The sequence below is a fragment of the uncultured Sphingomonas sp. genome (genome assembly GCF_964244265.1).
Taxonomy (GTDB): domain Bacteria; phylum Pseudomonadota; class Alphaproteobacteria; order Sphingomonadales; family Sphingomonadaceae; genus Sphingomonas.
On record NZ_CAXTHV010000007.1, the window covers coordinates 1 to 24,818 of the forward strand.

Below are 24,818 nucleotides of genomic sequence, written 5' to 3' on the forward strand. Positions count from 1 at the left end.
TATGGCGGCGTGACTCACAACCAATGGCCTCCGGCAAACCCGGGGCGGTTCAGGTATCTCTGCATCGACCATTACCACGGAGTCTTTTGAGGCGGTCAGCCCCCAACCATCGCTCTGTCATTCACTTCACCCTGTTATTGGGCGCAGATGATACAGTGCAGTAACGATGCAGGGAAGCAATTGAGAACGAACCGGGTCCAGTGTCGCCGAAATGGGTGAAAAGCACCCCAACGGACCGAAGGGTCTCGTAACCCTCGACGTAGCCCCGAGAGCCGCCTGAAGGCGAGATTTATCGCGAAAACGTTGGAGCGGGCGAAGGGATTCGAACCCTCGACCCCAACCTTGGCAAGGTTGTGCTCTACCCCTGAGCTACGCCCGCTCTGGCGCTTCCGGCCGCGGTTGCCGCGGGCGGGTAAGCCGGGGCCTCTAGCATCGGCCCGTACGCATCGCAACCCGACAAAAAGCCTTGGCTTGGGCGGTGCCACACCCACATAAGGGCTTGGGCCGAGACGAAAGGACATGGCATTGGCGACCCTGGGCATGACCGCCGCCGAGAAGGAATCCGTCGAGGCATTCCGCCGCGACGTGGTCGAACCATCGATGACCGGCCTGGTCATCCTCGATTTCTGGGCCGAATGGTGCGGGCCATGCAAGGCGCTGGGCCCGGTCCTGGAAAAAGTCGCCGCCGATTATGCCGACAAGGGCGTCGTGCTGGTCAAGATCGATACCGACAAGAACCAGTTCATCGCCGCGCAGTTCCAGATCAGGTCGATTCCCACCGTCTATGCGATGTTCCAGGGCCAGCCGGTAGCCGACCTGACCAACGCGCGGACCGAAACGCAGCTGAAGACCGTTCTCGACCAGCTGCTCAAGCAATTGCCCGTCGGGTCTCCGGCGGCAGATGCCGCGGCAGAGATCGAGCCGTTGATCGCGATGGGCGAGCAGGTGCTGGCTGAAGGCGATGCCGACCGCGCCGCGTCGATCTTTGATCAGCTGGTCGAGATGGCGCCCGATCATCCGGCGATCCTGTCGGGGCTGATCCGCGCGCTGGTCGCGGCGGATCGCCTGGACCAGGCCGAAGCGGTGCTGGCGGCGCTGCCCGAGGCCATTGTCAAGGCCCCCGAGATTGGTCGCGCGCGTGCCGCGGTCGACCTCGCGCGCACCGCGCCGCCGGCCGACGACCTTGCCCCGCTGATCGCCGCGGTCGACGCGGCACCCGACGATCCCGAGCCGCGTTACGCGCTGGCCAACGCCCAGATGGCGGCGGGCGATCGCGATTCGGCGGCCGACAATCTGCTGGCGATCATCGCCCGGGATCGCGCCTGGCACGAGGGCGCGGCGCGCGCACAGCTCCTCAAGCTGTTCGAGGTGGTCGGGCTCGAAGATCCGTGGGTGTCCGCGCAACGCCGGCGGCTGTCGGCAATCCTGTTCACATGACCGGCCCTGTTCGCACGACCGGCATGCCGGCATGAGCGGGACGCGGCTGTCGGTATTCCCGCTGGCGGGGGCGTTGCTGTTCCCGCGCATGCACCTGCCGCTGCACATCTTCGAACCGCGCTACCGCGCGATGGTGTCCGACGCGATGGCGCGGGACCGGCGCATCGGCATGGTCCAGCCGCGCGGATCGGGCGCGACCCCGCCGCTGTTCGACATCGGCTGTGTCGGCCGCATCGCCGAGGTCGAGGCGCTCGACGACGGCCGCTACAACATCGTGCTGGAGGGGACGACCTTGTTCCGCATCCTGCGCGAGCTCGATGTCGCCACCCCCTTCCGCCAGGTCGAGGCCGAGCTGTCGCCGGCGGGCGATACGACGCCGACGCTGTCGCTGGGGCATCGCGCCGCGCTGGAAGACGAGGCGCGGCGGTTCGCCGATGCCCAGGGCTATGCGGTCGACTGGGAGTCTGTCTCGCGGCTCGACGACGAGGCGCTGGTCAACGGCATTGCCCAGATCGCGCCGTTCGATGCCGCCGCCAAGCAGGCGCTGCTGGAGGCGCCTGATCTCGCCGAGCGATCCGAACTGATCATCCAGCTCATGCAGTTCTTCGGCCGCCACGACGGTGAGGACAGCGTGACGTTGCAGTGACCTTGGGCAGTGACCGTTGGCAGTGACCGCAGGCAGTGACAGCACGGCCGGGAGCGCGGGCGCCGTGATCGACGACTGGTTGCTCGCGCGGCTGGTATGCCCGGTGACGCGCATGCCGCTCCGGTTCGACGCGGTCACGGGCGAGCTGGTCGCCGACCAGGCGGGCCTCGCCTATCCGATCCGCGATGGCGTGCCCATATTGCTGGTCGAAGCGGCGCGGCGGATTGGCGATGCTCCGCGCGACCTGGCGGCGCCGTCCACCCGGTAACGTGGCCGGAACGGCGATCCGTCTATCGGGTCTTTGCCTTCCTTGCCGGTTTCCCAGCCGCGGCCGACTTTGCCGCCGGCTTCCGCGCGGCCTTTTTCGCCGGCGCCCTGCCCGGCTTGACCGACGGCGTGGCGGCGCGGGCGTCGATCAATTGCGCGGCGTCGTCCAGCGTCAGCTGGTCTTTGTCGGCCGACTTGGGCAATGTCGCGTTCGTCTCGCCGTCGGTGACATAGGCGCCGTAGCGGCCTTCCATCAGCCTGATCTCGGCCTGGGTGCGGGGATGCGCGCCCAATAGTCGGAGCGGTTCGCGGCTGCCGCGCGCCGGGCGGCCGCCGTTCGCCGCCGCCTCGGCCAGCTTGACGACGGCGGCGTTCATCCCCGTCTCGAACACCTCGGCGGTCGATTGCAGCCGGGCATATTTGCCGTCATGCGCCAGATAGGGGCCATAGCGCCCGATCGAGGCCGTGATCGGCCTGGCCGTCTCGGGATGCACGCCGATCTCGCGCGGCAGGCTCAGAAGCTTCAACGCCCATTCCAGATCAAGCTCGGGAACGTCCTTGGGGATCGAGGCGCGCTTGGCCTCCTTTCCCTCGCCGAGCTGGATATAGGGTCCGAACCGTCCCGTCTTGCGCTCGACCTCCAGCCCGGTCGCGGGATCCTTGCCCAGGCTCTCCGGCCCGGTATCCTCGCTCTCGGCGCCGGCCTGGGCGAAGCGGCGGGTATATTTGCACTCGGGATAGTTGGAGCAGGCGATGAAGGCACCGAACTTGCCCCCGCGCAGCGCGAGCTGGCCCTGGCCGCAATTGGGACATAGCCGGGCGTCGCCGCCATCGGCCTTTTCCGGAAACAGATAGGGCGCGAGGAACTGGTCGAGCTGCGCGGTGACCTCGGACGGCTTGAACTCCATCACTTCGGTCGTGCGCGGCTTGAAATCCTTCCAGAACGTCTCGAGCACCTTTTGCCATTGCGCGCGCCCCCCCGATACCTCGTCGAGCTCGTCCTCGAGACCCGCGGTGAAGTCGAAGCTGACATATTTCTCGAAGAAACGCTCGAGGAACGCCGTCACCAGCCGGCCGCTCTCCTCGGCGAAGAAGCGGTTCTTCTCGATGCGGACATAGACGCGGTCCTTCAGCGTCTGGATGATCGATGCATAGGTAGAGGGGCGCCCGATGCCGAGCTCCTCGAGGCGCTTGACCAGCGACGCCTCCGAAAAACGCGGCGGCGGTTGGGTGAAATGCTGCTCGGCGGTCACCTCGCGGTTGGCCGGCACGTCGCCGTCGCGCAGGCGAGGGAGGCGGCGGCCGTCTTCGTCCTCACCGGTGTCGGCATTTTTGCCGGAGCCGCCAGCAAAAACGTCGTCGGTGCCTTCCTCGTACAAGGCGAGATAGCCGGGGAAGATCACCACCTGGCCCGTCGCGCGCAGCCCGTGGCGGCCGGTGCCGTCGGCCAGGTCGATCGTCGTGCGCTCCATCCGCGCCGACGCCATCTGGCTCGCCATCGCGCGCTTCCAGATCAGCTCGTACAGCCGCTTATGGTCGCCCGACCCGGCGCGGTCCCTGGCGAAATCGGTCGGGCGGATCGCCTCGTGCGCTTCCTGCGCGTTCTTGGCCTTGGTCTGGTACAGCCGCGGCTTGTCGGGGACGTAGCCGGCGTCATAGCGGTCGGTGATGGCGTGGCGGGCCGCCGAGATCGCCGAGCCGTCCATCTGGACGCCGTCGGTACGCATGTAGGTGATCGCGCCGTCCTCGTAGAGCCCTTGCGCGATCCGCATGGTGTGGCTGGCCGAGAAGCCCAGCTTGCGCGCCGCTTCCTGCTGCAGCGTCGAGGTGGTGAAGGGCGGCGGCGGGTTGCGTGTCGCGGGTTTGGTCTCGACCGAACGGACGGTAAAGCGCCCGTTCTCGACATCGGCCTTGGCGCGCATCGCATCGCCTTCCCTACCGATCGTCAGACGGTCGATCTTGTCCCCGTTCCATTTGACCAGCCGCGCGGTGAACGGCGTGCCGTCCTGTTCCAGGAGCGCTGCGACCGACCAATATTCCTGCGCGACGAATGCCTCGATCTCGCGCTCGCGACCGACGATCAGGCGCAGCGCGACCGATTGCACCCGTCCCGCCGACTTGGCGCCGGGCAGCTTGCGCCACAGCACCGGCGAAAGCGTGAAACCCACCAGATAGTCGAGCGCGCGGCGTGCGCGGTACGCGTCGATCAGATCCTCGTCGAGCGCGCGCGGATGCTTCATCGCCTCGGTAACGGTGGCCTTGGTGATCGCGTTGAACGTGACTCGCTCGACCGCCTTAGGCAGCGCCTTGCGCCCGCGCAGCACTTCCTGGACGTGCCACGAAATCGCTTCGCCCTCGCGGTCGGGGTCGGTCGCCAGGATCAGCCGATCGGCCTTCTTGGCCTCGTCGGTGATGGCCTTCAGCTGCTTGGCCTTGTCGGCATAATTCTCCCAATCCATCGCAAAACCGTCATCGGGATCGACCGACCCGTCCTTGGGCGGTAAATCGCGGACATGGCCATAGCTCGCGAGCACGCGATAATCGGCGCCGAGATATTTCTCGATGGTCTTGGCCTTGGCAGGCGATTCGACGATGACGAGTTGCATAAGCGGTCGGACTTGTCCCTACGTGTACGCGCGAGGGTGAAAAGGGGCGGGGGGCGTGTCAATCTCCGTGGTCGATTCAGGAGATGGGATGATGCGGCGGCAAGCGCTAGCGGTACTGGCGACGGCAATGGCGGCAACCGGGGCGACAGCGGCTGTCGGCGCTGCCGAATGGATCGTCGCGCCGATGCCGGCCGGCTTCATCGTCGGCTATCGTGCGATCCGCGGCGGCAATGCCGTCGAGGAACGCGTGCCGACCGGCGAGACCGTTGCCGACTGGACGCGGATGATCAGCGTCCAGCGATTTGCCGGCGCGGCGCCGCTCGGCGCGCGGGGGCTGCTGGAGCGGATGAAGACCGGGATCGTCCAGGATTGTCCCGGCGCCACCGCCAGCGCCATCATCGAGGGTGCCGAGCATAACCGTCGCACCGCGACGATGCGCGCCGACTGCCCGCTCAACGCCCAAACCGGCAAGCCCGAGACGTTCTTCGCGCGCGTCGTGCTGGGCGCCAACGACCTGCATTCGGTGCAATATGCCTTCCGCCACGTGCCGAGCGCGGCCGAGGCGGAGACCGCGCGCGCCTATCTGGCGACGGTCAGGCTGTGCCCGGCGATCGACCCCGCCTGCGCAAGGCAACCGTGAGCCGCGCCTCCTCCCCCCTCAACCCAGGCTGACCCGCCCTCCGGCATGGCGATCCAGCCGGCCGGCGAGTTCGAGTTCGAGCAAGGCCATGGCGACGATCGCCGGCGCCAGATCCGATTGGCGGATCAACTCGTCGATCGCCACCGGCGCCGGGCCGAGCAGTCCGATGATCGCGCGCCGGTCGCTTTCCTCGGGCTCCGCCGATCCTCCCGAGTCGAACCGCCCCGGATCGAACCGCCCCGGATCGAACCGCGATACCGGGCTGCGCACCATCCGTGTGTCGATGGGGCGGATCGCCTCGATCACGTCGGCGGCGGACTGGACCAATGTCGCGCCGTCACGGATCAGCTGGTTGCAGCCCTGCGTCCGCGGGTCGAGGGGGCTGCCCGGCACCGCCATGACGTCACGCCCTGCCTCACCCGCCAGCCGTGCGGTGATCAGCGATCCCGATCGGGGCGCCGCTTCGACGACCACGGTGCCGACCGCGAGCCCGGCGATCACGCGATTGCGGTGGGGGAAGTTGCGCGCCAGCGGCTCGGACCCGGGTGGTTGTTCGGCGATCAACAGGCCTTCATCGGCAACCCGCTCCTGCAACTCGCGATTCTCTGGCGGGAAGGCGATGTCGATGCCGCTGGCGATCACCCCGATCGTCCCGGTCGCCAGCGACCCCTGATGCGCTGCGGTATCCAGCCCGCGCGCCAGCCCTGATGCCACCACGATACCCTCGTGGCCCAGGTCCGCCGCCAGCCCGCGGGCGAAGCGGCAGGCGGCGGCCGACGCGTTGCGCGCGCCGACCATCGCCACCACCGTCCGCCCGGCCAGCGCCAGGTCGCCGCGCAGCGTCACCGCCACCGGCGCATTGTCGAGTTCGGCGAGGAGCGGTGGATAATCGGGATCGTCGATGAACAGATAGCGCGCGCCGAGCCGCTCGGTCGTGGCGATCTCGCGCTCGATCGCCCCGCGATCGGCGATGCGCGGCGCGCGCCCGCCGCCGCGCGCGGCCAGATCGGGAAGGGCATCGATCGCCGCCTGGGCGCTGCCGAACCGCGCGATCAGCGCGCACCAGGTGACCGGGCCGATTGTCGGCGTACGGATCAGGCGCAGCCGTGCGACGCGACCGTCGTCAGCCACTATCGGCGCCAATGCGCGGCTCGATGCCCTTGATCAACCGCTCGAGATTGGCGCGGTGCTTCCAGAGCACCAGCAACGCCAGCGCGAGCAGCAACAGGACATATTCGAACAGCCCGAACAGCGCCGCTGTAACCGGCGCCGAGATCGCCGCCGACGTCCCGGCGATCGACGAGATGTGGAACGCCGCCAGCAAGCCCAGCCAGACGATGGCGAACACCAATGCCAGCGGCCAGTAGAGGCCAAGCACGATGCCCATCAACGTCGCCACACCCTTGCCCCCCCGGAAACCGAGCCAGACCGGATAGAGGTGGCCGAGCAATACGGCGGCCGCGGCCGGGACAACATGTCCGCCGAACAGCCGGCCCGCCAGCCATACCGCCAGCCAGCCCTTGCCGAGATCGAGCAGGAGCGTGGCCGCCGCCAGCCCCTTGTGCCCGCTGCGCAGGACGTTGGTCGCACCGATATTGCCCGATCCGATGCTGCGCGGATCACCCGCGCCCGCCAAGCCGGTCAGGATGACGCCGAAAGGAAGCGATCCCAGCAAATAGCCTGCCATCGTCGCCCCCGCGGGCGCGGCCCACAAATGTTCGGTAGCCAATCAACCCCCCGTTCCGTTCGGAACATAGCCGATACGATTTTCCTGCGCTACTTGATCCGTGTTAGGGCGCACCCCGGTCGTTGCGCCGTGATCGCCCCGGCCCTACAGGTCCGGGCGATGGACGACCGGCCGCTGATGGTGTTCGATTCCGGGGTCGGCGGACTGTCGGTCCTGGGCGCCATCCGCCTGCTGCTGCCTCGGGCATCAATGGTCTATGTCGCCGATTCGGCCGGTTTTCCCTATGGCGTCCGCCCCGAAGCGGAAATCGCGGCGCGGGTGCCCGCCTTGCTCGGGCGGCTCGCCGAGCGGTATGATCCGCGACTCATCGTCGTGGCGTGCAACACCGCCTCGACCATCGCGCTGGCCGCGGTGCGCGCCGCGCTCGACGTCGCGGTGGTCGGGACGGTGCCCGCGATCAAGCCCGCCGCCGCGCTCAGCCGGACGCGGACGATCGGTGTGCTCGGGACGCAGGCGACGGTGCGCCAGCCCTATGTCGACGATCTCGCGGCGCGATTCGCCGCCGATTGCCAGGTGTTGCGGCACGGCTCGGCGGCGCTGGTCGAGCTGGCCGAGGCAAAGCTGCGCGGCGAGGCGATCGCGCTCGATTCCTATCGCTCGGCGGTCGCGGGGCTGTTTGACCAGCCGGGTGGTGACGCGATCGACGTGGTGGTCAACGCCTGCACTCACTTTCCCCTGGTGGCCGACGCGCTGGCCCGTGCCGCCCCGCATCCGGTGCGCTTTGTCGACGGCGCGGCGGGGATCGCGCGGCGCGTGGCGACGCTGACCCACGGACAGGAATGGCCGGCAACCCCATCGGGCCGCGCCGTGTTCACGCGTCGTGATGCCGCCAGCGATGCGTTGGCGCCGGCGCTGGCCGGCTATGGCCTCCTGCAGGTCGAGGCGCTTTAGGCCCATTTCGTCGTGGAAATCATCGGCTGCGCGCGCTATCGGGCGAAAATCATGAAGGCTACCGCCCCTGCGCGTGCGATCGACTATTCGCGGGTTTTCACCCAGGCAATCGACCGGCTTCATGCCGAGGGACGCTATCGGGTGTTCATCGACATCCTGCGCAACAAGGGCGTTTATCCAAATGCGCGCTGCTTCGCCGGCCACAACGGCCCCAAGCCGATCACCGTCTGGTGCTCGAACGACTATCTCGCGATGGGCCAGCATCCCAGGGTGATCGCGGCGATGGAGGATGCGCTGCACGATGTCGGCGCGGGATCGGGCGGCACACGCAACATCGGCGGCAACACGCATTACCATATCGACCTGGAACAGGAACTCGCCGACCTGCACGGCAAGCAGGGCGCGTTGTTGTTCACCAGCGGCTATGTCTCGAACGACGCGACGCTGTCGACGCTGGGCAAGGTCCTGCCTGGATGCGTGATCTTCTCCGACGTGCTGAACCATGCGTCGATGATCGCGGGCATCCGCAATTCGGGATGCGAGAAGCGCGTTTTCCGCCACAATGACCTTGATCATCTCGAGGAGTTGCTGGCGGCCGAAGACCCTTTGCTGCCCAAGCTGATCGCGTTCGAGAGCGTTTATTCAATGGAGGGCGATATTGCTCCCCTGGCCAGCATTTGCGACCTTGCCGACAAGTACAATGCGCTGACCTATCTCGACGAGGTGCACGCGGTCGGGATGTACGGCCCGCGCGGCGGCGGAATCAGTGAACGTGACGGCGTGGCGCATCGCCTGACCATCATCGAAGGCACGCTGGGCAAGGCGTTCGGCGTAATGGGCGGCTATGTCGCTGCCGACCAGACCATCATCGACGTCATCCGCAGTTATGCTCCGGGCTTCATCTTCACCACCAGCCTGTCGCCCGTATTGGTCGCCGGGGTGCTGGCCAGCGTTCGCCACTTGAAGGCATCGACCGCGGAACGCGACAGCCAGCAGGCCATGGCGGCGATGCTGAAAACGATGCTGACGGATGCCGGCCTGCCGATCATGTCGGGCAATACGCACATCGTGCCGGTGATGGTCGGCGATCCCGTCAAGGCAAAGCGGATCAGCGACATCCTGCTCGCCGAATACGGCATCTACGTCCAGCCGATCAACTATCCCACCGTGCCGCGCGGCACCGAACGTCTGCGCTTCACGCCAGGCCCGGCGCACACGCCCGCGATGATGCGCGACCTGACCGATGCGCTGGTCGAGATCTGGGGCCGACTTGAATTGCGCAAGGCGGCGTAGCCGTTTCTCTCCGTGTCAAGCAGGGGGCTAGGGTGCAGGCTTGCCGCCGATTTCACTCACGTTTCCGGCGAATTCCTCGAAATCCTTTGCTTCGCCGAAATCGCGATAGACGCTGGCGAATCGGATATAGGCCACTGAATCGAGGCTCTTCAGCCCCTCCATCACCATTTCACCGATCAGCTTCGACGATATTTCGGAATCGCCCAGTGTTTCGAGCTGGCGCTGGATGCCAGACGCCAGCTTCTCGATCCTCAGCGCTTCGATCGGGCGCTTGCGCGTGGCGATCGCGATGGACCGCATCAGCTTGTCGCGATCAAACGGCTCGCGGCGCAGCCCGCCCGATCCCTCGCTCTTGAGGACGACCAGCTCGCGCAGCTGGATGCGTTCGAACGTCGTGAAGCGCGCCGCGCAGCCTTCGCACTGGCGACGGCGGCGGATCGCGGCGCCATCGTCGGTCGGCCGCGAATCCTTTACCTGGCTGTCCTCATGGCCGCAAAAGGGGCACCGCATGCGTACCTATTGGTTCTTTCGCAGCGCGGCATAGCCCAAGCCGAGCAACGCACCGCCGAGCAGCGAGATCGGCAAAACAATCGCCGCCAGCGCGCCGACCGCCGCACCGCCGACCAGCTTGTTGCCGTTCTCGCCGCCGAGAAACTTCGCCGTATGGTCGACCGCGCTGTCCAGCAGATCGGTGACATCGTCGCCTACCGCGCGCACGGTGTCTTCAAAGGTGGTCTTTTTCGGCTGCTCGTCCATGTCACTTCTCCGGATAAATCGGGAACCGGTGACATAGCGTACTAACACGCTCACGCACAGTCTTTTCTACCTGGGCATCGCCTTGTTCACCATTTTTTGCCAGGCCGTCGAGCACGTCGGCGACCATGTGGCCGATCTCGCGAAACTCGCCGGGGCCAAAGCCGCGCGTGGTGCCGGCCGGGCTGCCGACGCGGATGCCGCTGGTCTTGACCGGGGGCAGCGGATCGTTGGGGATGCCGTTCTTGTTGCAGGTGATGCCGGCCCGCTCCAGCGCCTCGTCCGCATCCTTGCCGGTGACGCCGAGCGGGGTCAGATCGACCAGCGCCAAATGCGTGTCGGTGCCGCCGGAGACGAGATTGCAGCCGCGCTCCTTTAGAGTCGCCGCCAAGACCTTGGCATTGGCGATGATCGCCGCAGCATAGGATTTGAAGTCGGGCTGGAGCGCCTCGCCAAAAGCGACCGCCTTGGCGGCGATGACGTGCATCAGCGGCCCGCCCTGCAACCCGGGGAATACCGCCGAGTTGATCTTCTTGGCGATGGCCTCGTCATCGGTCATGACCATGCCGCCGCGCGGACCGCGCAGCGTCTTGTGCGTAGTGGTGGTGACGACGTGCGCGTGGCCGAACGGGGTGGGGTGGACGCCGCCCGCGACCAGCCCCGCGAAATGCGCCATGTCGACCATGAACAGCGCGCCGACCTCGTCGGCGATCGCACGGAAACGAGCGAAGTCGATTGCCCGCGGATAGGCCGATCCACCGGTGATAACCAGCTTGGGCCGATGCTCCCTGGCCAGCCGCTCGACCTGGTCGAAGTCGATCAGGTGGGTATCGGGGTCGACGCCATATTGGACCGCGTTGAACCACTTGCCGCTCATCGCCGCCTTCGCGCCATGCGTCAGGTGCCCGCCGGCATCCAGGCTCAGCCCCATGATCGTGTCGCCCGGCCTGGTCAGCGCGAGCATCACCGCGCCGTTCGCCTGCGCCCCCGAATGCGGCTGGACGTTGGCGAAGCCGCAATCGAACAGGCTCTTGGCCCGGTCGATTGCGAGCTGCTCGACCTCGTCAGAGGGGTGGCACCCTTGGTAATAACGTTTGCCGGGATACCCTTCTGCATATTTGTTGGTGAATACCGAACCCTGCGCAGCCAGAACCGCCTTCGACACGATGTTCTCGCTCGCGATCAGCTCGATCTGGTCCTGTTCGCGGGCCAGCTCGTGCGCGATGCCGGCAAATACGGCGGGGTCGGCTTCGGCCAGGTCACGAGTGAAGAAGCCGTCCGGCTGGACGTCATGGAGCGCGGCCGGGTTTGTACTCATGCGAGGTTCCTTGACTGGCTGGCGAGCACATCGATCCGATGCCGGAGGCGAGCCGCCGCGGCGTGGAGCGTCCGAACGCAAGGCTGCTCTCCCGGCGCTCTCCGCTTGTTCCTTACGCTCCATCAGGCGGTTGCGCTACCCTCACTGTGAGGCATCGGCGTGGCCAATCGCCGCGTCGGTGCCTGACCGACGCTAGACATTGCCGCGACACTGGTCGCCGGGCTAGGGTTGGACGATGACCAATCCTGCCGAGGCCCGCGCGCAACTGACCGAAGCGCTGATGCTTACCGGCAAGCAGGACCGTGTCGCGTTCCGGGACGTGTACCGGCTCACCTCGGCGAAGCTTTTCGGGATTTGCCTGCGTATCTGCGCGGACCGTCAAGCCGCAGAGGATGTGTTGCACGAAGTATATCTAATCGTCTGGCGCCGTGCCGGCGCTTTCGAGCCGGGTCGGGCTAGTCCGATCACCTGGCTGGCCACGATCGCACGCAACCGCGCGATCGACTGGCGGCGGGCCAATGGCCGTGCCTGGGTGGCGATGGACGACGTGCCCGAGATGGTCGACGCGTCGCCGCTGGCCAGCGACACGATCATCGCCGACCAGACCGCGCACCGGCTCGTCGATTGCCTGGATGAATTGGAAGAGCGGCCGCGCAGTGCGATCCGCAACGCCTTTTTCGACGGGGCGACTTATGCCGAGCTGGCAGTCAGGCAAGACGTGCCGCTGGGCACGCTGAAAAGCTGGGTGCGCCGCGGACTGATGAGACTGAAGGAGTGCCTCGATCGTGGCGACTAGCATCGACGATTCGTCGACTGTCGTCGCCGCTGAGCTCGCGCTGGGGCTGCTCGATGGCGCGGAGAGGGCGGAGGCGCAGCGGCGCGTGCTCGCCGACCCCGATTTCGCCCTGACCGTAGACGGCTGGCGCGTGCGCTTTGCCGACCTGTTCGCTTATTGGCCTGACCAGGCGGCGCCCGCCACCGCTTGGTCGCGCATCGTCGCTGCCATCGACGATGGGGGGCTGGGAGTCGCGGCGTTGTCGTCGCGCGCCGTCGCCCTGTGGCGCGGCGCGGCGCTGGCGGCGGCGCTGGTCGCGGCCAGCCTGCTGGTCGTCGTCGTCGCGCGGACGCCGTCAAAGTTGGTCCCGGCACCGACGCCCGCGTCAAGCTCGGCCCCGGCGCTGGTGGCGGTGATCGCGCCGACCGGCGGGGATGGCGCGCCGATCGCCGCCCTCTATGATCCCGGTGCCGGTACGCTGCGCCTGGCGGGCGTGGTCGCAATGGCCGGCGATCACGATGCCGAATTGTGGGTGATCCCGGTGGATGGCAAGCCGCGTTCCTTGGGATTGCTGGCACATGACCGCGCCACCGCTCTGGTCGTCGGGCGTACGCTCAGGGCCGACCTGGCACGCGGCGCGCAGCTGGCGGTGTCGCGTGAGCCGCTGGGTGGCTCGCCGACCGGCCAGCCGACCGGCGCGGTTGTTGCGGCCGGTACGCTGACCCGGATCTGAGGCAACAATCTCTGCTCATGCTGCATCCGGCGATGCTTTCGCCCCGTAGCTGCGGAGCTTGCTTGCAAAGGCGTCAGGGCGACCTATCCCCCCTCTAAACTAGGGCGTCCAGGTGCGGACCGTCGGCGTCTTGCGCGTCCGACGGGCCGCACCGACATGGCGTTCATGCTCGGTCCAGCGCGTTGCCCGCCGACGGTGTCGAAAACGGCACGGGAATGGCCTAGCGCGGAACGGCGCGGCACGGTAAGGCCCGCGCTTTCAGGACATCGATCCATGGCCGTTGCTGCCCGAACCGAAAAGAACAATGCCGTTCGCGCGGCGGTCCATCGTCACGAGCATCTGACCAAACAGGGCATCCTGGAACGCGCCTTCACCTTTGCCTTTCGCGGGCTGGTTTACGCCCAGATCTGGGAGGATCCGGCGGTCGACATGGAGGCGCTGGCCATCCAGCCCGACAACCATGTGATCACGATCGCGTCGGGCGGGTGCAATGCGCTGAGCTACCTGACGGCCAATCCCGCGAAGATTACGGCGGTGGACCTCAACACCGCGCACATCGCGCTGAACAAGCTCAAGCTGGCCGCGGCGCGTCACCTGCCCGATTACGAGCATTTCCACCGCTTCTTCGGGCAGGCCAATTCCAAGGCGAACCTGGCCGCGTACAAGGCCCATGTCCGGCCGCATCTCGACGAGCCGACCCGGCGTTACTGGGAAAGCCGGGATGTCATCGGCCGACGCCGCATCGGCGGTTTTGCGCGTGGTCTATACAAGCGCGGGCTGCTGGGTGGGTTCATCGGCGCGGCGCATGTCATCGCGCGTCTGCACGGCGTTGACCCCCGCGCCATCCTGAAGGCCGTGTCGGTCGAGGAGCAGCGAGAGATCTTCGATCGTGAATACGCACCGTTCTTCGACAAGGCGTTCGTTCGCTGGCTGACTGACCAGCCCGCCTCGCTGTTCGGGCTGGGCATCCCACCCGCGCAATATGAGGCGCTGGCCGGGGACGCCAAGATGGCGACGGTGCTGCGCGAGCGGCTGGAGAAGCTGGCCTGCGACTTCGACCTGAAGGACAATTATTTTGCGTGGCAGGCATTTGGCCGCGGTTATGGCGACGGGCCCGGGGCACCGCTGCCGCCTTATCTCCAGGCTGAAAATTACGCGCAAGTGGTCGACCGGCTCGATCGGATGGAGATCCTCCACGCCAATTACGCCGAGTATCTGCATGGCCGGCCCGACGCGTCGCTCGACCGCTACATCCTGCTCGACGCGCAGGACTGGATGACCGACGCGCAACTGACCGACCTGTGGCGCGAGATCACGCGCACCGCGCGTTCCGGCTCGCGCGTCCTGTTCCGCACCGCCGGCCAGCCCACCATCCTGCCCGGGCGGGTGCCCGACGCGATCCTCGGCCGGTGGCGGTACGAGGCGGCGGCGTCGCGCGACTATACCCGACGCGACCGATCGTCGATCTATGGCGGCGTCCATCTCTATGTGCTGGAGGACGCCGCCTGAGCGCCCAGCCCCATGCCGCGCAGATGGACGCGATCTATCGCACCCAGCGCCACTTCTATGATCTCACCCGCAAATATTACCTGCTGGGCCGTGACGCGCTGATCGCCGGGCTGGCGCCCCCGCCCGGCGGCAGCATGATCGAGATCGGCTGCGGCACCGGACGCAACCTGATCGCTGCCGCCATAAGGTGGCCCGATGCGCGCCTGTTCGGCATCGACATCTCCGAAGCGATGCTGGCGACGGCGCGCGCGAAGGTCGCCGCCGCCGGCCTGTCGGCGCGGATCGTGCTGGCGCAGGGTGACGCCACCGCCTTCGATGCTGCGGCGCTGTTCGGCCAGGCGACGTTCGACCGCGTATTCCAGAGCTATACATTGTCGATGATCCCCGACTGGCGCAGCGCGCTTCGCCAGGGCGCGCACAAGCTGGCGCCCGGCGGACGGCTCGACATCGTCGATTTCGGCCAGCAGGAGGCGTTGCCAGGCTGGTGGCGGACGCTGCTGTTTGCCTGGCTCGGCAAGTTCGACGTGACGCCGCACGCCAGCCTGTTCGTCGAGGTCGATGCGATTGCGGGTGCTGGCGGGCTGACCGCAGCGCATCGCGCGATGTATCGGGGCTATGCGTGGAGCGCGCAGCTGGCGCGTGGCTGAGAACCCCGTAATCGTGCTCGTCCGGCCGCAACTGGGTGAGAATATCGGCCAGGCGGCGCGTGCCATGCTCAATTTCGGGCTGGTCGACCTGCGGTTGGTGGCACCCAGGGACGGCTGGCCCAATCCGCAGGCGGGTCCGGCGGCATCGGGCGCGGACCGGGTGCTGGAACGCGCGGCGGTATTCGACTCGGTTGCCGCAGCGGTCGCCGATTGCCATCATGTCTTTGCCACCACCGTGCGCAAGCGCGGCGTGACCAAGCCGGTGCTGACGCCGGCGGCGGCGGCGCGCGCGATCCACGCCGCGCGGGGCTGTACCGCGATCCTGTTCGGGCCGGAGCGGTCGGGGTTGGAGACCGACGACGTCGCCTTGGCCCGCACGATCATCACCGTGCCGATCAACCCCGAATTCGGCAGCCTGAACCTCGCTCAGGCGGTGATCCTCGTCGCCTATGAATGGTCAAGGGGGCGAGCATTGGCGCAACCGCCCCAATCCGACCTGCCACTGCCCGCGCCGCAGGAGGAACTTGACGGCATGATCGCCCAGCTCGATGCGATGCTGGTCGCTGCCGGGTTCTTCCATCTTCCCGATCGCATGCCGGTGACGCGGCGAACCTTGCGTACGCTCCTGACCAAGCCCGGCTGGTCGAGCCAGGAGGTACGCACGCTGCGCGGCGTGCTGTCGGCACTCGCCGGCAAGCGGCCGAGAGCTTGATGCATCTTAGACAAACCATTATTGCATATGCGAAGAAAATGGGCCTGCGCCCGGTTTGTGATTCGGAGTATCTCAAGAAGCTTGCTTTAGCCGCCGCAGCGCTCGCGCTGGTCCCTCCCGCCGCCATTGCGCAGGATGCCCCGCCTGCGCCACCCAAGCCCGAGAAGAAGGTCTGCCGCGTCGAAGGGGCCACCGGCACCATCATGCCGCCGAAGCGCATCTGCCACACCAAGGATGAATGGGCGGCAATCGAGGCGGCGTCGGGCCGCTCCAACGATAACTTTCGCGATGACAAACGCGCCGGGGTGGTTTCGGGCGACCGCTGATCCGCTTGACCCCGCGCAGCCTATCTGCCAAAGGCCGCGCCTTCGCACGTCGGCCCCGCACTTTCCGGTGAAGCGGTGGCCCTGCCGGTCGCAGGACCCCAGCAGCGCGATGACCGGATAAACGTCGTCCCCAGGCGGCGTTGTCGTTGGCAACTGCAAGGAAAGATCATGTCGAAGCGCTCCAGCGCCAAGCACAAGCTCGATCGCCGCATGGGCGAGAACATCTGGGGACGGCCCAAATCCCCGGTGAACAAGCGTGAATACGGGCCCGGCCAGCATGGCCAGCGCCGCAAGGGCAAGATATCCGATTTCGGTATCCAGCTGCGCGCCAAGCAGAAGCTCAAAGGCTATTATGGCGACGTCACCGAGAAGCAGTTCCGCCACTGCTATGACGAAGCCGCGCGGATGAAGGGCGACACCGGTCAAAACCTGATTGGTCTGCTCGAGCAGCGGCTGGACATGATTGTCTATCGCGCCAAGTTCGCTCCGACGATCTTCGCCGCGCGCCAGCTGGTCAGTCACGGTCATATCCGGGTCAACGGCGTGAAGTGCAACATCGCATCGCGCCGCTGCTATGTCGGCGAGGAGATCACGTTGGGGGCAAAGGCGCAGGAAATGGCGCTGGTGATGGAAGCACAGGGTTTGGCCGAACGCGAAATCCCCGATTATGTCGCCCCCGACGGCACCGCCAAGGTGACTTTCACCCGCGTGCCCACGCTGGATGAAGTCCCCTATCCGGTGAAGATGGAACCGAACCTGGTGGTAGAGTTCTACAGCCGCTGACTCGAGGGTAGCGCGATTCAAACCGGCACCTGTCGGCGGCTTGGCCGGTAGCGCGCGTTTTTAGCGCCGACCGACACCGCCAGCTGATTGCACGTTCCATCAGCTATTCCCCCGCAGATCACGCCGACCGTTCGCTTGCGTCTGCGGCGAGCGAGTGCCAGACAGGCGAGGTCGATCACAAAGGGGCCCTGGATGCGCCGTTTTGCCTCGTCATTGCCGCTGTTCGCCGCGTCGTCGCGTGAACCGGCGACAGGATCGGCTCTGCCCTGCCATCCGGCCGTGCCATGCGGCGTGATGCGTCATTGCCGCCGCGCCGGGCAGTGACCGCGTTGTCGGCCGCGCCCGCCCCGCCCCCGCCCGAATGGGCACGGCACAAGGCGGTGTGGATCGGCTTTCCCAGCCACCCTGAATTATGGGAAGCCGATCTCGAGCCGGCACGGCGTGAAGTCGCCGCCTTTGTTCGCGCGGTCCATGCCGACGGGCGGGGCGAACAGGTGCTGCTGGTCGCCGCCGACGAGGAAGCTGCGACTGCCGCGCGCAGCCACGCCGGCGACGCCGCAAAGATCGTCGTCGCGCCGTTCGGCGACATCTGGCTCCGCGATACCGGACCGATCATCCGCGGCGACGGGATCGCCGCCGACTTTGCGTTCAACGGCTGGGGCGGCAAATACGATCTGGCCGACGACGACGATGTCGGCCAGCGGCTGGCCAAGGCGCGGGGCAAGCGGGTGGAGCGCTTCGACTGGGTGTTGGAAGGTGGCGCCATCGACGGCGACGGCACTGGGATGGCGGTGACAACCGAGCAATGCCTGCTCAACCGCAACCGCAACGGCGCGCTGTCGCGCAGCGAGATCGAGGATCTGCTGTACCGGGATCTCGGACTCGGCGAGCTGTTATGGCTGGGCGATGGGCTGCTCAATGACCATACCGACGGCCATGTCGACAATCTGGCGCGGTTCGTTGCGCCCCGTCGGCTGGCAATCCCCCAGGCGGCGGACAACGATCCTAACTGGCAGGTCTATCAGCGCGCCGTCGCACGAGCGCGTCAGCATCGCGACATCGAGGTCGTGACGGTGCCGTCACCAGGCCGCATCCTGCGCGGCGAGGAAATTGTGCCGGCGAGCTATATGAACTTCTATATCGGCAATGCCACAGTAATAGTGCCAATCTATGGTGCCGAGAATGACGAGGCGGCGGTGGCCGAAATCGGCGCCCTGTTCCCCGACCGCCGCACGGTCGGCCTGCGCGCCGATCACATCCTGACCGGCGGCGGCAGCTTTCACTGCATCAGCCAGCAGATTCCCGCCTGAAGACAGTCGGCCCCATCGGCGAGTTGGAGTCGGTCTTGTTCAGGTGGCACTGGCCGGTGCCGGTTTCCGTCAAGGACGGACAAAGCCTGGGGTGCAGACCCCAGCTTGGCGAAGGATCGACTTACTCGGTCAATTTGACGACCGCGACAATCCAGCGACCGGTGCGCCGAACGATCCGGCAATTGGTCCTTGACCTCATTCCTCCAAGGAAGCGCTCGTGAATGCCCCCCGCATGCTGGGCGAAGTCGTAATAGTCGATGCGGTGATGCGCGAGGACCAGCGTACCGCCGGGCCGCAGCGCGCGTGCGATCGCTTCCGCTACCGCACGCATGTCGCGAGGTGACAGATAGTAGAGCAGCTCCGCGATGACGACGACATCGTACAGCGGGCGGGGGAAAGGGGCCGGCAAAGCAAGACGAAGGGCGCGGGCCCGATGCCAGGGAGCGATCGCCTCCGCAGTCAATTGGGTTCCCTCTTGCGTTCCCTCGGTGGCATCGAGCCGCAAGGCGCGGGGCGCGATCGCTGCGCTGTTTGAGCCGTTGCCGGCCGCGAGTTCCAGCACGCGGCCGATCGGCCCCGGTCCCAGCGCGCGAAGGATGGCGCGCCTCTTCATTGCCTCGTCTCGATCCGTAAACGTCAGCCACGGATCGTCGGACTCGCTGAATTTCGTGGCGAACTGGTCCAGGCCCGCGGCGCTCATTGTTGCCCCGCCCGGAAATAGCGCTCGACGGGGTGCGTGAAGAGGACGGCTTCGTGCCTGGCGATGGCGAAGCCCTGGGGATCATCCGTGATCGCGCCGGTCTGCGTACGATAGACGCCCAGGACCGAGCGCTTCGCGGCGGCGCTTCGCCCGGTCGGCAGTGCCCAGCCATCGGTACGGTTTCGGGTGGTGGGCCAGACCCGGTACGCCAACCGACGAGCCGCACAGGGCGCCGCCATCAGCGCCGCCGCCACCGCCCGATGATCGGGATGGGCATCATCGGCGGCGGGCCCGACCAGCAGGTCGAGGTCGCCCCGGCGGGCGAGCGACCGGGCAATCGCGCGGTAACAATCACGTTGCCGGGCGACCAGTGCCCCATCAGGCAAATTCAGGAACTCGACTGCCGGGGCGGTCAGCCCCAGCCTCAAGAGCGCGCGGCGGCTTTCCTTGCGGCGGGCGGCCGCCAACCGGGCGCGGGGCCAACGCGCGCTCGACGGATGCGAGGCCGCGCCGTCGGTGACAACGACGACTCCTACGCTCGTCCCTTGCCGCAATAAGGTCTGGATCACGCCGAAAGCGCCGATAATCTCGTCATCGGCATGTGGTGCCACGACCAGCGCCGACCGCGGCCGGCCGAGGCGCAGTCTCAAAGTGCCGGTTCCAAGGCACCATCGGCAATTGCCTTGCCGACCCGCATGCGCTGCGCGTCAGGTGCTGGCTGGCACAGATAGACCGGCAGGTCGGCGAGTGTATGGGCCAAGGGGTGGCTGAGGAACATGCCCTGCAGCCCCACCGCCTCACGTGCGACCGACATCGCCTGGTTGGCCAGATCGGCCACTGCCAGCCTTGCCGCCGCGACGCGCGGCAGCCTGGCCGTGTCGGGCTCGTCGAACCAGCGCAAGGCAATTGCCCGTACGGTGTCGGCGGCGCTCTGCGCCATTGCGTACAGCGCCGCCAGGCGTGCTGCTTGGTGCGGATTGTCGGCACGACCGAGCTTTACCAGATGGTCCCGGCTTTGATCGAACAGCGTCGCCACGCCTCCCGCCTGGACCGCGACGAAGCGGAGCGCACCGCCGCTGAACCAGGGCTCTTGGGCATAGTCACCCGGACGGCCGATCATATCGCTTTCGCGGACCGGCACGTCCGACCAGGATACCAGGTGCGTCTCGGAGCGCTGCATGCCCGTCGTCCGCCACCACGTGCGATCGATCATGGGCACCAGGCCGGCCAGGTCGATAAGCAGCAGCTGCGGCCCCGCCGGCGTCGCCGCGGTCACCAGGGCGTGGGTAAGGACGCCGGCCCCGGAAGCATAGGATTTGCCGCCCGACAATCGGCCCGCTTCCAGCGACAGCGATCGACCCTGGAATTCGGCGTTCCAGACGCCCAGCATGGCCCCGCGATCAAGCGCGTCGCCGAGCGACGCCAGCTGCGCCGGCGTCCCATAACGGTGCATGATCTGGACTGCATCGACATGCCCTTCGAACAAACGGCCCAGCGGCAGGTCGCGGCGGCCCGTGGCGTACAGCAGGCGAAGCAGCGCGAGAAACGCATCGGCATCGGCTGGATCGCCCAGGTCTGATCCGGCGCCACGCAGCGACAATACTGCCGCTCGCAACAGGCCGGCAATCGGGGGTATTTCTGGCGAATCGTTCACGCGGCCTCATCGACCGTCATGGTCTCCATCGCCGCCAGCCGCCGTTCGGCTTCCGGCAGCGGAACGGACTGCTGCGCCCCGGGCGGCGCCGGCACGATCCGCATCGCGAACGCCTCCGCATTGGGGCAGTCGCGCGCGACGCCGCGGACATGATCTTCGCTCAAGCCGATCTTGCGGCCGAATTCGGTGGCCGCTCCACTCTGGTGGAACACGCGTCTTGCCTCTGCTTGCATGCGATATTGCCACAAGGCGGCGACCGGGTCGCCGACCATCGGCTCGATCCCGCGGTCCAGATCGCGCAGTACCGCCGCCAGGCCGCCGGGCACGCGCCCCGATCGGCGGGCCGAGGTGACGACCACCATGCGCGGATCGCGGCGGACGCGCAGGCCGGCACGGCTGGCATCGTCGAGCAGCCGCGCGTCTTCTCCTGCGACCAGCGGGGCGAACCCGCCCAATGAGATATATTCGGAGGCCCTGATCGCCAGGTTTGCACCCCCGCCAAAATGATGCGTGTCGGGAAGCTCCCACACCACCGGATCGACCCGTCGGCGCAGCGCATATAGACGATCGAGATAGTCTTCGAGGCGCGAAGCGAGCGATGGCCCGGCCGCATCGCGGCGGATGATTCGTCCCGCGGCGACCTCAACCTCGGCAAGCGAGGAAGCGGATCGTACGATCCAGTCCGGCTCGGGTGCACTATCGGCGTCGGTAGTAAGCAGCAGCGCGCCGCGATCCGCGCCGACTTTTCGTAGGCCCAGCGCCATAGCCGCGCCGCGGGCCCGGCCGGCATTGCTGCTGTCATTGGCATCGCTGCGCCCGATGAAGACCGGGAGCCCGGTCCGCTGCGCAAAATCGCCGATAACGCCATTACTGTTGTCGGTGCAATTATCGAGATAAACGCACAGGGAGAAAGGCATCCCACCGGTCTGGCGCTGCAACGCCGACAGCAGGATGGGAAGCTCTGCTTCCTCGTTGCGCACAGGCACGCATATGGCGATCGGCAATATGGTCGGTTCCTTTCGGGCAAAGATGTTTTATCAGCTTAAAGGCCGGCAAGCACCGCCGACTTGACCTCGATCAGTGCGTCATCTTCAGGATGGCCGTGAGATATGGCGGCCTTTTGCCTTGGAACACGGATTTGGTGGACAGGGCTGGATTCGAACCAGCGTACGCTTGCACGGGCAGATTTACAGTCTGCTGCCTTTAACCACTCGGCCACCTGTCCAGGGGAGGCGCTATTGAAAAGCGAGGGCGCCCAATGCCGAAGCGGGAAGCGCGTGTCAACGCACGGGTCCTGGCCTTGCGCCCCGGCTGACGCGGCAATAGCGTGCGCGCGTCATTGTTTCCTTCCGAAGGGCTCGTCATCATGCGCATGTCGATCGCCGTCGTTGCGATTATTTCGCCGGTCATGCCCGTAATTTGCCGATGACCACGGTCAGGTCACGCCGATGAAGCGGCGTGGGCATCGGCCGTCGCAGGCGCCAGGCAACCGGCCCCGCCTGTGGGGACGGCACGCCGTTACCGCCGCGCTGGCCAATCCCGAGCGCATTGTGCGCAAGCTGTGGGCGACGCGCGAGGGGATAGTCGGACTGGACATCCCGCCGGTGGTGCCGATCACCTTTGCCGATGTCGCCGATCTGGGTCGGCTGGTCCCTGCCGATGCGCCCCACCAGGGCCTGATCGCCGAGGTCGATCCGCTGGAGGAGGTTTGGCTGGGCGACCTGCTGGACCAGGGCGCCGCCGATCCGCCCGAGCGCCAGCGACCGCTTCTAGTGCTCGATCACGTCACCGATCCGCACAATGTCGGCGCGATCCTGCGGTCGGCAGCGGCGTTCGACGCGCTGGGCATCGTCACGCAGGACCGTCATGCCCCGCCCGAATCGGGGGCGCTGGCTCGTGCCGCTTCGGGTGCGCTGGAACTGGTGCCGTGGGTCCGCGTGGTCAACCTGGCGCGCGCGCTGGGCGAGATTGCCGAGGCCGGTTTCTGGCGGATCGGGCTGGCCGGGGAGGCGACCGACATCCTGGCCACGGCGATCGGCGGCGCGCGCGTGGCGCTGGTGCTGGGCGCCGAAGGCGAAGGAATTCGCCACAACACCGCGCAACATTGCGACCAGCTTGCGCGATTGCCGATATCGCCTAGGGTCGCAAGCCTTAACGTTTCGAATGCCGCGGCGATCGCGCTCTATGCGGTAGCGGCGCGGGACCGGGTGCAGACCAATTAACGTAAGGGGCCTCGTCATGATCGCTCGGTTGGTTCGCGTCGCGCTGCCGCTGCTGGCGCCGCTGGTGCTCGCTGCCTGCGTGCTGGCGCCCGGCAAGTTCACGTCCAGTCTGGTGATCAACGCCGATCGCACCTTCACCTATAGCTATACCGGCGAAGTCTATGCGTTCGACGCCGACAAGATGATGCAGGGCATGGGCAAGTCCGATGGCGGCGCGACCGATAGCTCCTCCAAGACCCGGATCGCCTGGTGGAGTGACGACAAGGCAGGCAATGCCGACGACAAGGCTACGGTCGAGGCCAAGAACAAGGCGCTCGCCGATGCGCTGTCGAAGGAGGCGGGATACCGCAAGGCGGAGTATCTGGGGAACGGCAAGTTCATGATCGACTATCAGGTCGGCGGTCGGCTCGACCATGCCTTCGTCTTTCCCTATAACCTGGACGCCGGGATCATCATTCCGTTCATCGTCGTCGAGGTTCGTGCCAACGGTACCGTCCGCGTCAAGGCGCCGGGCTTCGCCAATGACAGCAAGGACCAACTGGGCGGCGCGTCGGGGCCCAGCGATGGCGCCAAGACGATGTCGAAGCTGGACGGCACCTTCACGCTCGACACCGACGCCGAGATCATCAGCCAGAATAATGAGGCGGGGGTGCAGACCGTCGGTGGTCGCCGGACGATCGCCTGGAAGGCGACGCCGCTCGCCGACACCGCGCCGCTGGCGGTGCTCAAACTGACGTCGGTGAAGTGACTGGCCGGGTCAGTACCTGGGGCGGCTCAGTCCTCTTCGGCAATGCGGACGGTCATGCCGTCCAGCGCATCGTTCATCGGCAACTGGCACGACAGCCGGCTGTTCCCGTCGCGGAACGACGACGAATCCAGCAGGTCGTTCTCATCCTCGCTCATCGGCGGCAGTTTGGCGGCAAAATTCGGGTCGACATGGACATGGCAGGTGGCGCAGCTGCAGCAGCCGCCGCATAGGGCCAGCATTTCGTCAATCCCCGCGTCGCGAATGACTTCCATGATCGAAAGGCCGGTCTCGCCCGTGACTTCCTGTTCTTCCCCGTCGCGGGTCACGACGATAAGCTTGGGCATGACGATATCCTTCCAACTGGCTCCTCGTGCCCTAGCCGTGTCCCGGGCGATCGATCAAGTGCGGTCGCGATGGTGCTGACCACGCAATCGCTCAGTGCCGCGCTGGACGCTCTCGCGGCGATCGAGCCGGCATTCGGCGCGGCGCTGGACCGCGCCGGCTACCCTGCGCCACGCAAGCGCGATCCCGGCTATGCCACCTTGCTCCGCACGATCATCGGCCAGCAGGTCAGCGTGGCGGCGGCGACGTCGGTCTGGAACAAGCTGGAAGCCGCTCTGGGCGATCTGACCGACCCCGCCACCATCGTCGCGGCGGGCGACGGTCAATTGCGCGCTTGCGGCATGTCGCGCCAGAAATCGGGCTATGCCCGCAGCCTGGCCGAAGAGGTGAGCAGCGCCCGGCTGGACCTTCCTCATCTGCCCGACGACGACGAGGAGGCGATCGCCAAGCTCGTCACGATCAAGGGCATCGGGCGGTGGTCGGCCGAAATCTACCTGCTGTTCGCCGAGGGGCGGCCCGACATCTGGCCGGCGGGGGATCTAGCGGTTCAGATCGAGATCGGGCGCATCCTGGGACATGATGTTCGGCCCAGCGAAAAGGCGGTGCGGGCGCTGGCCGAAGCATGGCGCCCCCATCGCGGCGCCGCAGCGATATTGGCATGGCATCACTACAAGGTCGACCTGGCGGTGATTTGACGTCCGGCCCTATGGACCAACCCGATTTCGTCCCTGGCGGCGGTATCATCCTTGCCCAAATCCG

General features: G+C 66.8%; 28 protein-coding genes and 2 tRNA genes. 17 read left to right on the forward strand and 13 right to left on the reverse strand.

What is annotated here, in order from left to right; translation table 11 throughout:
- Window positions 1–304: 304 nt before the first annotated feature.
- A tRNA-Gly gene (locus tag ACFE7K_RS04040) sits at window positions 305–379 on the reverse strand.
- A 161-nt stretch (window positions 380–540) separates the two neighbouring features.
- Between ACFE7K_RS04040 and ACFE7K_RS04045 the strand changes: the two genes are divergently transcribed.
- The 3 genes from ACFE7K_RS04045 to ACFE7K_RS04055 all read left to right on the forward strand — a co-directional run bounded on the left by ACFE7K_RS04045 (window position 541) and on the right by ACFE7K_RS04055 (window position 2,351).
- A complete protein-coding gene (locus tag ACFE7K_RS04045) occupies window positions 541–1,437 on the forward strand; it encodes a tetratricopeptide repeat protein (protein WP_375396985.1) in 897 nt (298 codons plus the stop codon).
- Between the two features lie 31 nt (window positions 1,438–1,468).
- Window positions 1,469–2,083, forward strand: a complete 615-nt coding sequence (locus ACFE7K_RS04050; protein WP_375396883.1) for an LON peptidase substrate-binding domain-containing protein — start codon at window positions 1,469–1,471, stop codon at window positions 2,081–2,083.
- Window positions 2,084–2,147: 64 nt separating this feature from the next.
- Entirely contained in the window at window positions 2,148–2,351 is a 204-nt protein-coding gene (locus tag ACFE7K_RS04055; RefSeq protein ID WP_375396884.1) for a Trm112 family protein, read from the forward strand.
- A 22-nt stretch (window positions 2,352–2,373) separates the two neighbouring features.
- Here ACFE7K_RS04055 and topA read toward each other — a convergent pair whose 3' ends face one another.
- Window positions 2,374–4,956, reverse strand: a complete 2,583-nt coding sequence (gene topA / locus ACFE7K_RS04060; RefSeq protein ID WP_375396885.1) for a type I DNA topoisomerase — start codon at window positions 4,954–4,956, stop codon at window positions 2,374–2,376.
- 88 nt (window positions 4,957–5,044) lie between these two features.
- Between topA and ACFE7K_RS04065 the strand changes: the two genes are divergently transcribed.
- The gene (locus ACFE7K_RS04065) at window positions 5,045–5,596 is read left to right on the forward strand and encodes a hypothetical protein (RefSeq protein WP_375396886.1); all 552 of its coding nucleotides are present in this window, start codon (window positions 5,045–5,047) and stop codon (window positions 5,594–5,596) included.
- A gap of 18 nt (window positions 5,597–5,614) precedes the next feature.
- Here ACFE7K_RS04065 and dprA read toward each other — a convergent pair whose 3' ends face one another.
- Both dprA and plsY read right to left on the reverse strand, forming a co-directional pair.
- Window positions 5,615–6,727 (reverse strand): DNA-processing protein DprA, encoded by a 1,113-nt coding sequence (dprA, locus tag ACFE7K_RS04070; protein WP_375396887.1) that lies wholly within the window; start codon window positions 6,725–6,727, stop codon window positions 5,615–5,617.
- Window positions 6,720–7,283, reverse strand: coding sequence for a glycerol-3-phosphate 1-O-acyltransferase PlsY (gene plsY, locus ACFE7K_RS04075; protein ID WP_375396888.1), 564 nt, complete (start codon window positions 7,281–7,283; stop codon window positions 6,720–6,722). The genes dprA and plsY overlap by 8 nt, the downstream gene beginning before the upstream one ends.
- A gap of 159 nt (window positions 7,284–7,442) precedes the next feature.
- On the opposite strand from plsY, the gene murI reads away from it, so the two are divergent.
- Both murI and hemA read left to right on the forward strand, forming a co-directional pair.
- A complete protein-coding gene (gene murI, locus ACFE7K_RS04080) occupies window positions 7,443–8,234 on the forward strand; it encodes a glutamate racemase (protein ID WP_375396986.1) in 792 nt (263 codons plus the stop codon).
- Between the two features lie 51 nt (window positions 8,235–8,285).
- The gene (gene hemA / locus ACFE7K_RS04085; protein ID WP_375396889.1) at window positions 8,286–9,527 is read left to right on the forward strand and encodes a 5-aminolevulinate synthase; all 1,242 of its coding nucleotides are present in this window, start codon (window positions 8,286–8,288) and stop codon (window positions 9,525–9,527) included.
- Window positions 9,528–9,554: 27 nt separating this feature from the next.
- Here hemA and nrdR read toward each other — a convergent pair whose 3' ends face one another.
- The 3 genes from nrdR to glyA are packed head-to-tail and all read right to left on the reverse strand — an operon-like array spanning window position 9,555 to window position 11,598.
- The gene (gene nrdR, locus ACFE7K_RS04090; RefSeq protein ID WP_375396890.1) at window positions 9,555–10,037 is read right to left on the reverse strand and encodes a transcriptional regulator NrdR; all 483 of its coding nucleotides are present in this window, start codon (window positions 10,035–10,037) and stop codon (window positions 9,555–9,557) included.
- 6 nt (window positions 10,038–10,043) lie between these two features.
- A complete protein-coding gene (locus ACFE7K_RS04095; protein WP_375396891.1) occupies window positions 10,044–10,283 on the reverse strand; it encodes a hypothetical protein in 240 nt (79 codons plus the stop codon).
- 1 nt (window position 10,284) lies between these two features.
- Window positions 10,285–11,598 carry a serine hydroxymethyltransferase gene (gene glyA, locus ACFE7K_RS04100; RefSeq protein ID WP_375396892.1) on the reverse strand — a complete coding sequence of 438 codons (1,314 nt, stop codon included), beginning with the start codon at window positions 11,596–11,598 and terminating at the stop codon, window positions 10,285–10,287.
- 235 nt (window positions 11,599–11,833) lie between these two features.
- Between glyA and ACFE7K_RS04105 the strand changes: the two genes are divergently transcribed.
- The 8 genes from ACFE7K_RS04105 (at window position 11,834) to ACFE7K_RS04140 (ending at window position 18,393) form a co-directional block, all read left to right on the forward strand.
- Window positions 11,834–12,394 (forward strand): sigma-70 family RNA polymerase sigma factor, encoded by a 561-nt coding sequence (locus ACFE7K_RS04105; RefSeq protein WP_375396893.1) that lies wholly within the window; start codon window positions 11,834–11,836, stop codon window positions 12,392–12,394.
- Entirely contained in the window at window positions 12,384–13,106 is a 723-nt protein-coding gene (locus tag ACFE7K_RS04110) for an anti-sigma factor domain-containing protein (RefSeq protein ID WP_375396894.1), read from the forward strand. The genes ACFE7K_RS04105 and ACFE7K_RS04110 overlap by 11 nt, the downstream gene beginning before the upstream one ends.
- 273 nt (window positions 13,107–13,379) lie before the next feature.
- Window positions 13,380–14,615: a DUF3419 family protein gene (locus ACFE7K_RS04115; RefSeq protein ID WP_375396895.1), complete on the forward strand. Its 1,236-nt coding sequence runs from the start codon at window positions 13,380–13,382 to the stop codon at window positions 14,613–14,615.
- Window positions 14,616–14,638: 23 nt separating this feature from the next.
- The gene (locus ACFE7K_RS04120) at window positions 14,639–15,262 is read left to right on the forward strand and encodes a class I SAM-dependent methyltransferase (protein ID WP_375396896.1); all 624 of its coding nucleotides are present in this window, start codon (window positions 14,639–14,641) and stop codon (window positions 15,260–15,262) included.
- Window positions 15,255–15,974, forward strand: coding sequence for an RNA methyltransferase (locus ACFE7K_RS04125; RefSeq protein WP_375396897.1), 720 nt, complete (start codon window positions 15,255–15,257; stop codon window positions 15,972–15,974). Before ACFE7K_RS04120 ends, ACFE7K_RS04125 begins: the two co-directional genes overlap by 8 nt.
- Window positions 15,975–16,012: 38 nt before the next feature.
- Complete coding sequence (locus ACFE7K_RS04130; protein ID WP_375396898.1) at window positions 16,013–16,300, forward strand: hypothetical protein; 288 nt, start codon at window positions 16,013–16,015, stop codon at window positions 16,298–16,300.
- A 168-nt stretch (window positions 16,301–16,468) separates the two neighbouring features.
- Entirely contained in the window at window positions 16,469–17,083 is a 615-nt protein-coding gene (gene rpsD, locus ACFE7K_RS04135; RefSeq protein WP_375396987.1) for a 30S ribosomal protein S4, read from the forward strand.
- A 320-nt stretch (window positions 17,084–17,403) separates the two neighbouring features.
- On the forward strand, window positions 17,404–18,393 hold the full coding sequence (locus tag ACFE7K_RS04140) for an agmatine deiminase family protein (protein WP_375396899.1): 990 nt from the start codon (window positions 17,404–17,406) through the stop codon (window positions 18,391–18,393).
- A gap of 121 nt (window positions 18,394–18,514) precedes the next feature.
- Here ACFE7K_RS04140 and ACFE7K_RS04145 read toward each other — a convergent pair whose 3' ends face one another.
- The 5 genes from ACFE7K_RS04145 to ACFE7K_RS04165 form a co-directional block, all read right to left on the reverse strand.
- A complete protein-coding gene (locus tag ACFE7K_RS04145) occupies window positions 18,515–19,093 on the reverse strand; it encodes a class I SAM-dependent methyltransferase (protein WP_375396900.1) in 579 nt (192 codons plus the stop codon).
- Entirely contained in the window at window positions 19,090–19,704 is a 615-nt protein-coding gene (locus tag ACFE7K_RS04150) for a PIG-L deacetylase family protein (protein ID WP_375396901.1), read from the reverse strand. Before ACFE7K_RS04150 ends, ACFE7K_RS04145 begins: the two co-directional genes overlap by 4 nt.
- A gap of 35 nt (window positions 19,705–19,739) precedes the next feature.
- On the reverse strand, window positions 19,740–20,747 hold the full coding sequence (locus tag ACFE7K_RS04155) for an acyl-CoA dehydrogenase (RefSeq protein ID WP_375396902.1): 1,008 nt from the start codon (window positions 20,745–20,747) through the stop codon (window positions 19,740–19,742).
- Window positions 20,744–21,733 (reverse strand): glycosyltransferase, encoded by a 990-nt coding sequence (locus ACFE7K_RS04160; protein ID WP_375396903.1) that lies wholly within the window; start codon window positions 21,731–21,733, stop codon window positions 20,744–20,746. Before ACFE7K_RS04160 ends, ACFE7K_RS04155 begins: the two co-directional genes overlap by 4 nt.
- Before the next feature lie 153 nt (window positions 21,734–21,886).
- Window positions 21,887–21,972 (reverse strand) — tRNA-Tyr (locus ACFE7K_RS04165).
- A 223-nt stretch (window positions 21,973–22,195) separates the two neighbouring features.
- Between ACFE7K_RS04165 and rlmB the strand changes: the two genes are divergently transcribed.
- Both rlmB and ACFE7K_RS04175 read left to right on the forward strand, forming a co-directional pair.
- Window positions 22,196–22,969 carry a 23S rRNA (guanosine(2251)-2'-O)-methyltransferase RlmB gene (rlmB, locus tag ACFE7K_RS04170; protein WP_375396904.1) on the forward strand — a complete coding sequence of 258 codons (774 nt, stop codon included), beginning with the start codon at window positions 22,196–22,198 and terminating at the stop codon, window positions 22,967–22,969.
- A 16-nt stretch (window positions 22,970–22,985) separates the two neighbouring features.
- The gene (locus tag ACFE7K_RS04175) at window positions 22,986–23,717 is read left to right on the forward strand and encodes a hypothetical protein (RefSeq protein WP_375396905.1); all 732 of its coding nucleotides are present in this window, start codon (window positions 22,986–22,988) and stop codon (window positions 23,715–23,717) included.
- A gap of 26 nt (window positions 23,718–23,743) precedes the next feature.
- Here ACFE7K_RS04175 and ACFE7K_RS04180 read toward each other — a convergent pair whose 3' ends face one another.
- Window positions 23,744–24,061: a 2Fe-2S iron-sulfur cluster-binding protein gene (locus ACFE7K_RS04180; RefSeq protein ID WP_375396906.1), complete on the reverse strand. Its 318-nt coding sequence runs from the start codon at window positions 24,059–24,061 to the stop codon at window positions 23,744–23,746.
- Window positions 24,062–24,130: 69 nt separating this feature from the next.
- Between ACFE7K_RS04180 and ACFE7K_RS04185 the strand changes: the two genes are divergently transcribed.
- Entirely contained in the window at window positions 24,131–24,754 is a 624-nt protein-coding gene (locus ACFE7K_RS04185; protein ID WP_375396907.1) for a DNA-3-methyladenine glycosylase family protein, read from the forward strand.
- Window positions 24,755–24,818: the final 64 nt, after the last annotated feature.

What these genes read in the sequence shown, in the direction of transcription:
- ACFE7K_RS04105 (WP_375396893.1), top strand. Translation starts at nt 11,834, where the DNA reads ATGACCAATCCTGCCGAGGCCCGCGCGCAACTGACCGAAGCGCTGATG.
- ACFE7K_RS04095 (WP_375396891.1), bottom strand. Translation starts at nt 10,283, where the DNA reads ATGGACGAGCAGCCGAAAAAGACCACCTTTGAAGACACCGTGCGCGCG.
- hemA (WP_375396889.1), top strand. Translation starts at nt 8,286, where the DNA reads ATGAAGGCTACCGCCCCTGCGCGTGCGATCGACTATTCGCGGGTTTTC.
- rlmB (WP_375396904.1), top strand. Translation starts at nt 22,196, where the DNA reads ATGAAGCGGCGTGGGCATCGGCCGTCGCAGGCGCCAGGCAACCGGCCC.
- ACFE7K_RS04065 (WP_375396886.1), top strand. Translation starts at nt 5,045, where the DNA reads ATGATGCGGCGGCAAGCGCTAGCGGTACTGGCGACGGCAATGGCGGCA.
- ACFE7K_RS04115 (WP_375396895.1), top strand. Translation starts at nt 13,380, where the DNA reads ATGGCCGTTGCTGCCCGAACCGAAAAGAACAATGCCGTTCGCGCGGCG.
- nrdR (WP_375396890.1), bottom strand. Translation starts at nt 10,037, where the DNA reads ATGCGGTGCCCCTTTTGCGGCCATGAGGACAGCCAGGTAAAGGATTCG.
- murI (WP_375396986.1), top strand. Translation starts at nt 7,443, where the DNA reads ATGGACGACCGGCCGCTGATGGTGTTCGATTCCGGGGTCGGCGGACTG.
- plsY (WP_375396888.1), bottom strand. Translation starts at nt 7,283, where the DNA reads ATGGCAGGCTATTTGCTGGGATCGCTTCCTTTCGGCGTCATCCTGACC.
- ACFE7K_RS04185 (WP_375396907.1), top strand. Translation starts at nt 24,131, where the DNA reads ATGGTGCTGACCACGCAATCGCTCAGTGCCGCGCTGGACGCTCTCGCG.
- topA (WP_375396885.1), bottom strand. Translation starts at nt 4,956, where the DNA reads ATGCAACTCGTCATCGTCGAATCGCCTGCCAAGGCCAAGACCATCGAG.
- ACFE7K_RS04045 (WP_375396985.1), top strand. Translation starts at nt 541, where the DNA reads ATGACCGCCGCCGAGAAGGAATCCGTCGAGGCATTCCGCCGCGACGTG.
- ACFE7K_RS04175 (WP_375396905.1), top strand. Translation starts at nt 22,986, where the DNA reads ATGATCGCTCGGTTGGTTCGCGTCGCGCTGCCGCTGCTGGCGCCGCTG.
- ACFE7K_RS04130 (WP_375396898.1), top strand. Translation starts at nt 16,013, where the DNA reads ATGGGCCTGCGCCCGGTTTGTGATTCGGAGTATCTCAAGAAGCTTGCT.
- ACFE7K_RS04145 (WP_375396900.1), bottom strand. Translation starts at nt 19,093, where the DNA reads ATGAGCGCCGCGGGCCTGGACCAGTTCGCCACGAAATTCAGCGAGTCC.
- glyA (WP_375396892.1), bottom strand. Translation starts at nt 11,598, where the DNA reads ATGAGTACAAACCCGGCCGCGCTCCATGACGTCCAGCCGGACGGCTTC.
- ACFE7K_RS04120 (WP_375396896.1), top strand. Translation starts at nt 14,639, where the DNA reads ATGGACGCGATCTATCGCACCCAGCGCCACTTCTATGATCTCACCCGC.
- rpsD (WP_375396987.1), top strand. Translation starts at nt 16,469, where the DNA reads ATGTCGAAGCGCTCCAGCGCCAAGCACAAGCTCGATCGCCGCATGGGC.
- ACFE7K_RS04050 (WP_375396883.1), top strand. Translation starts at nt 1,469, where the DNA reads ATGAGCGGGACGCGGCTGTCGGTATTCCCGCTGGCGGGGGCGTTGCTG.
- ACFE7K_RS04180 (WP_375396906.1), bottom strand. Translation starts at nt 24,061, where the DNA reads ATGCCCAAGCTTATCGTCGTGACCCGCGACGGGGAAGAACAGGAAGTC.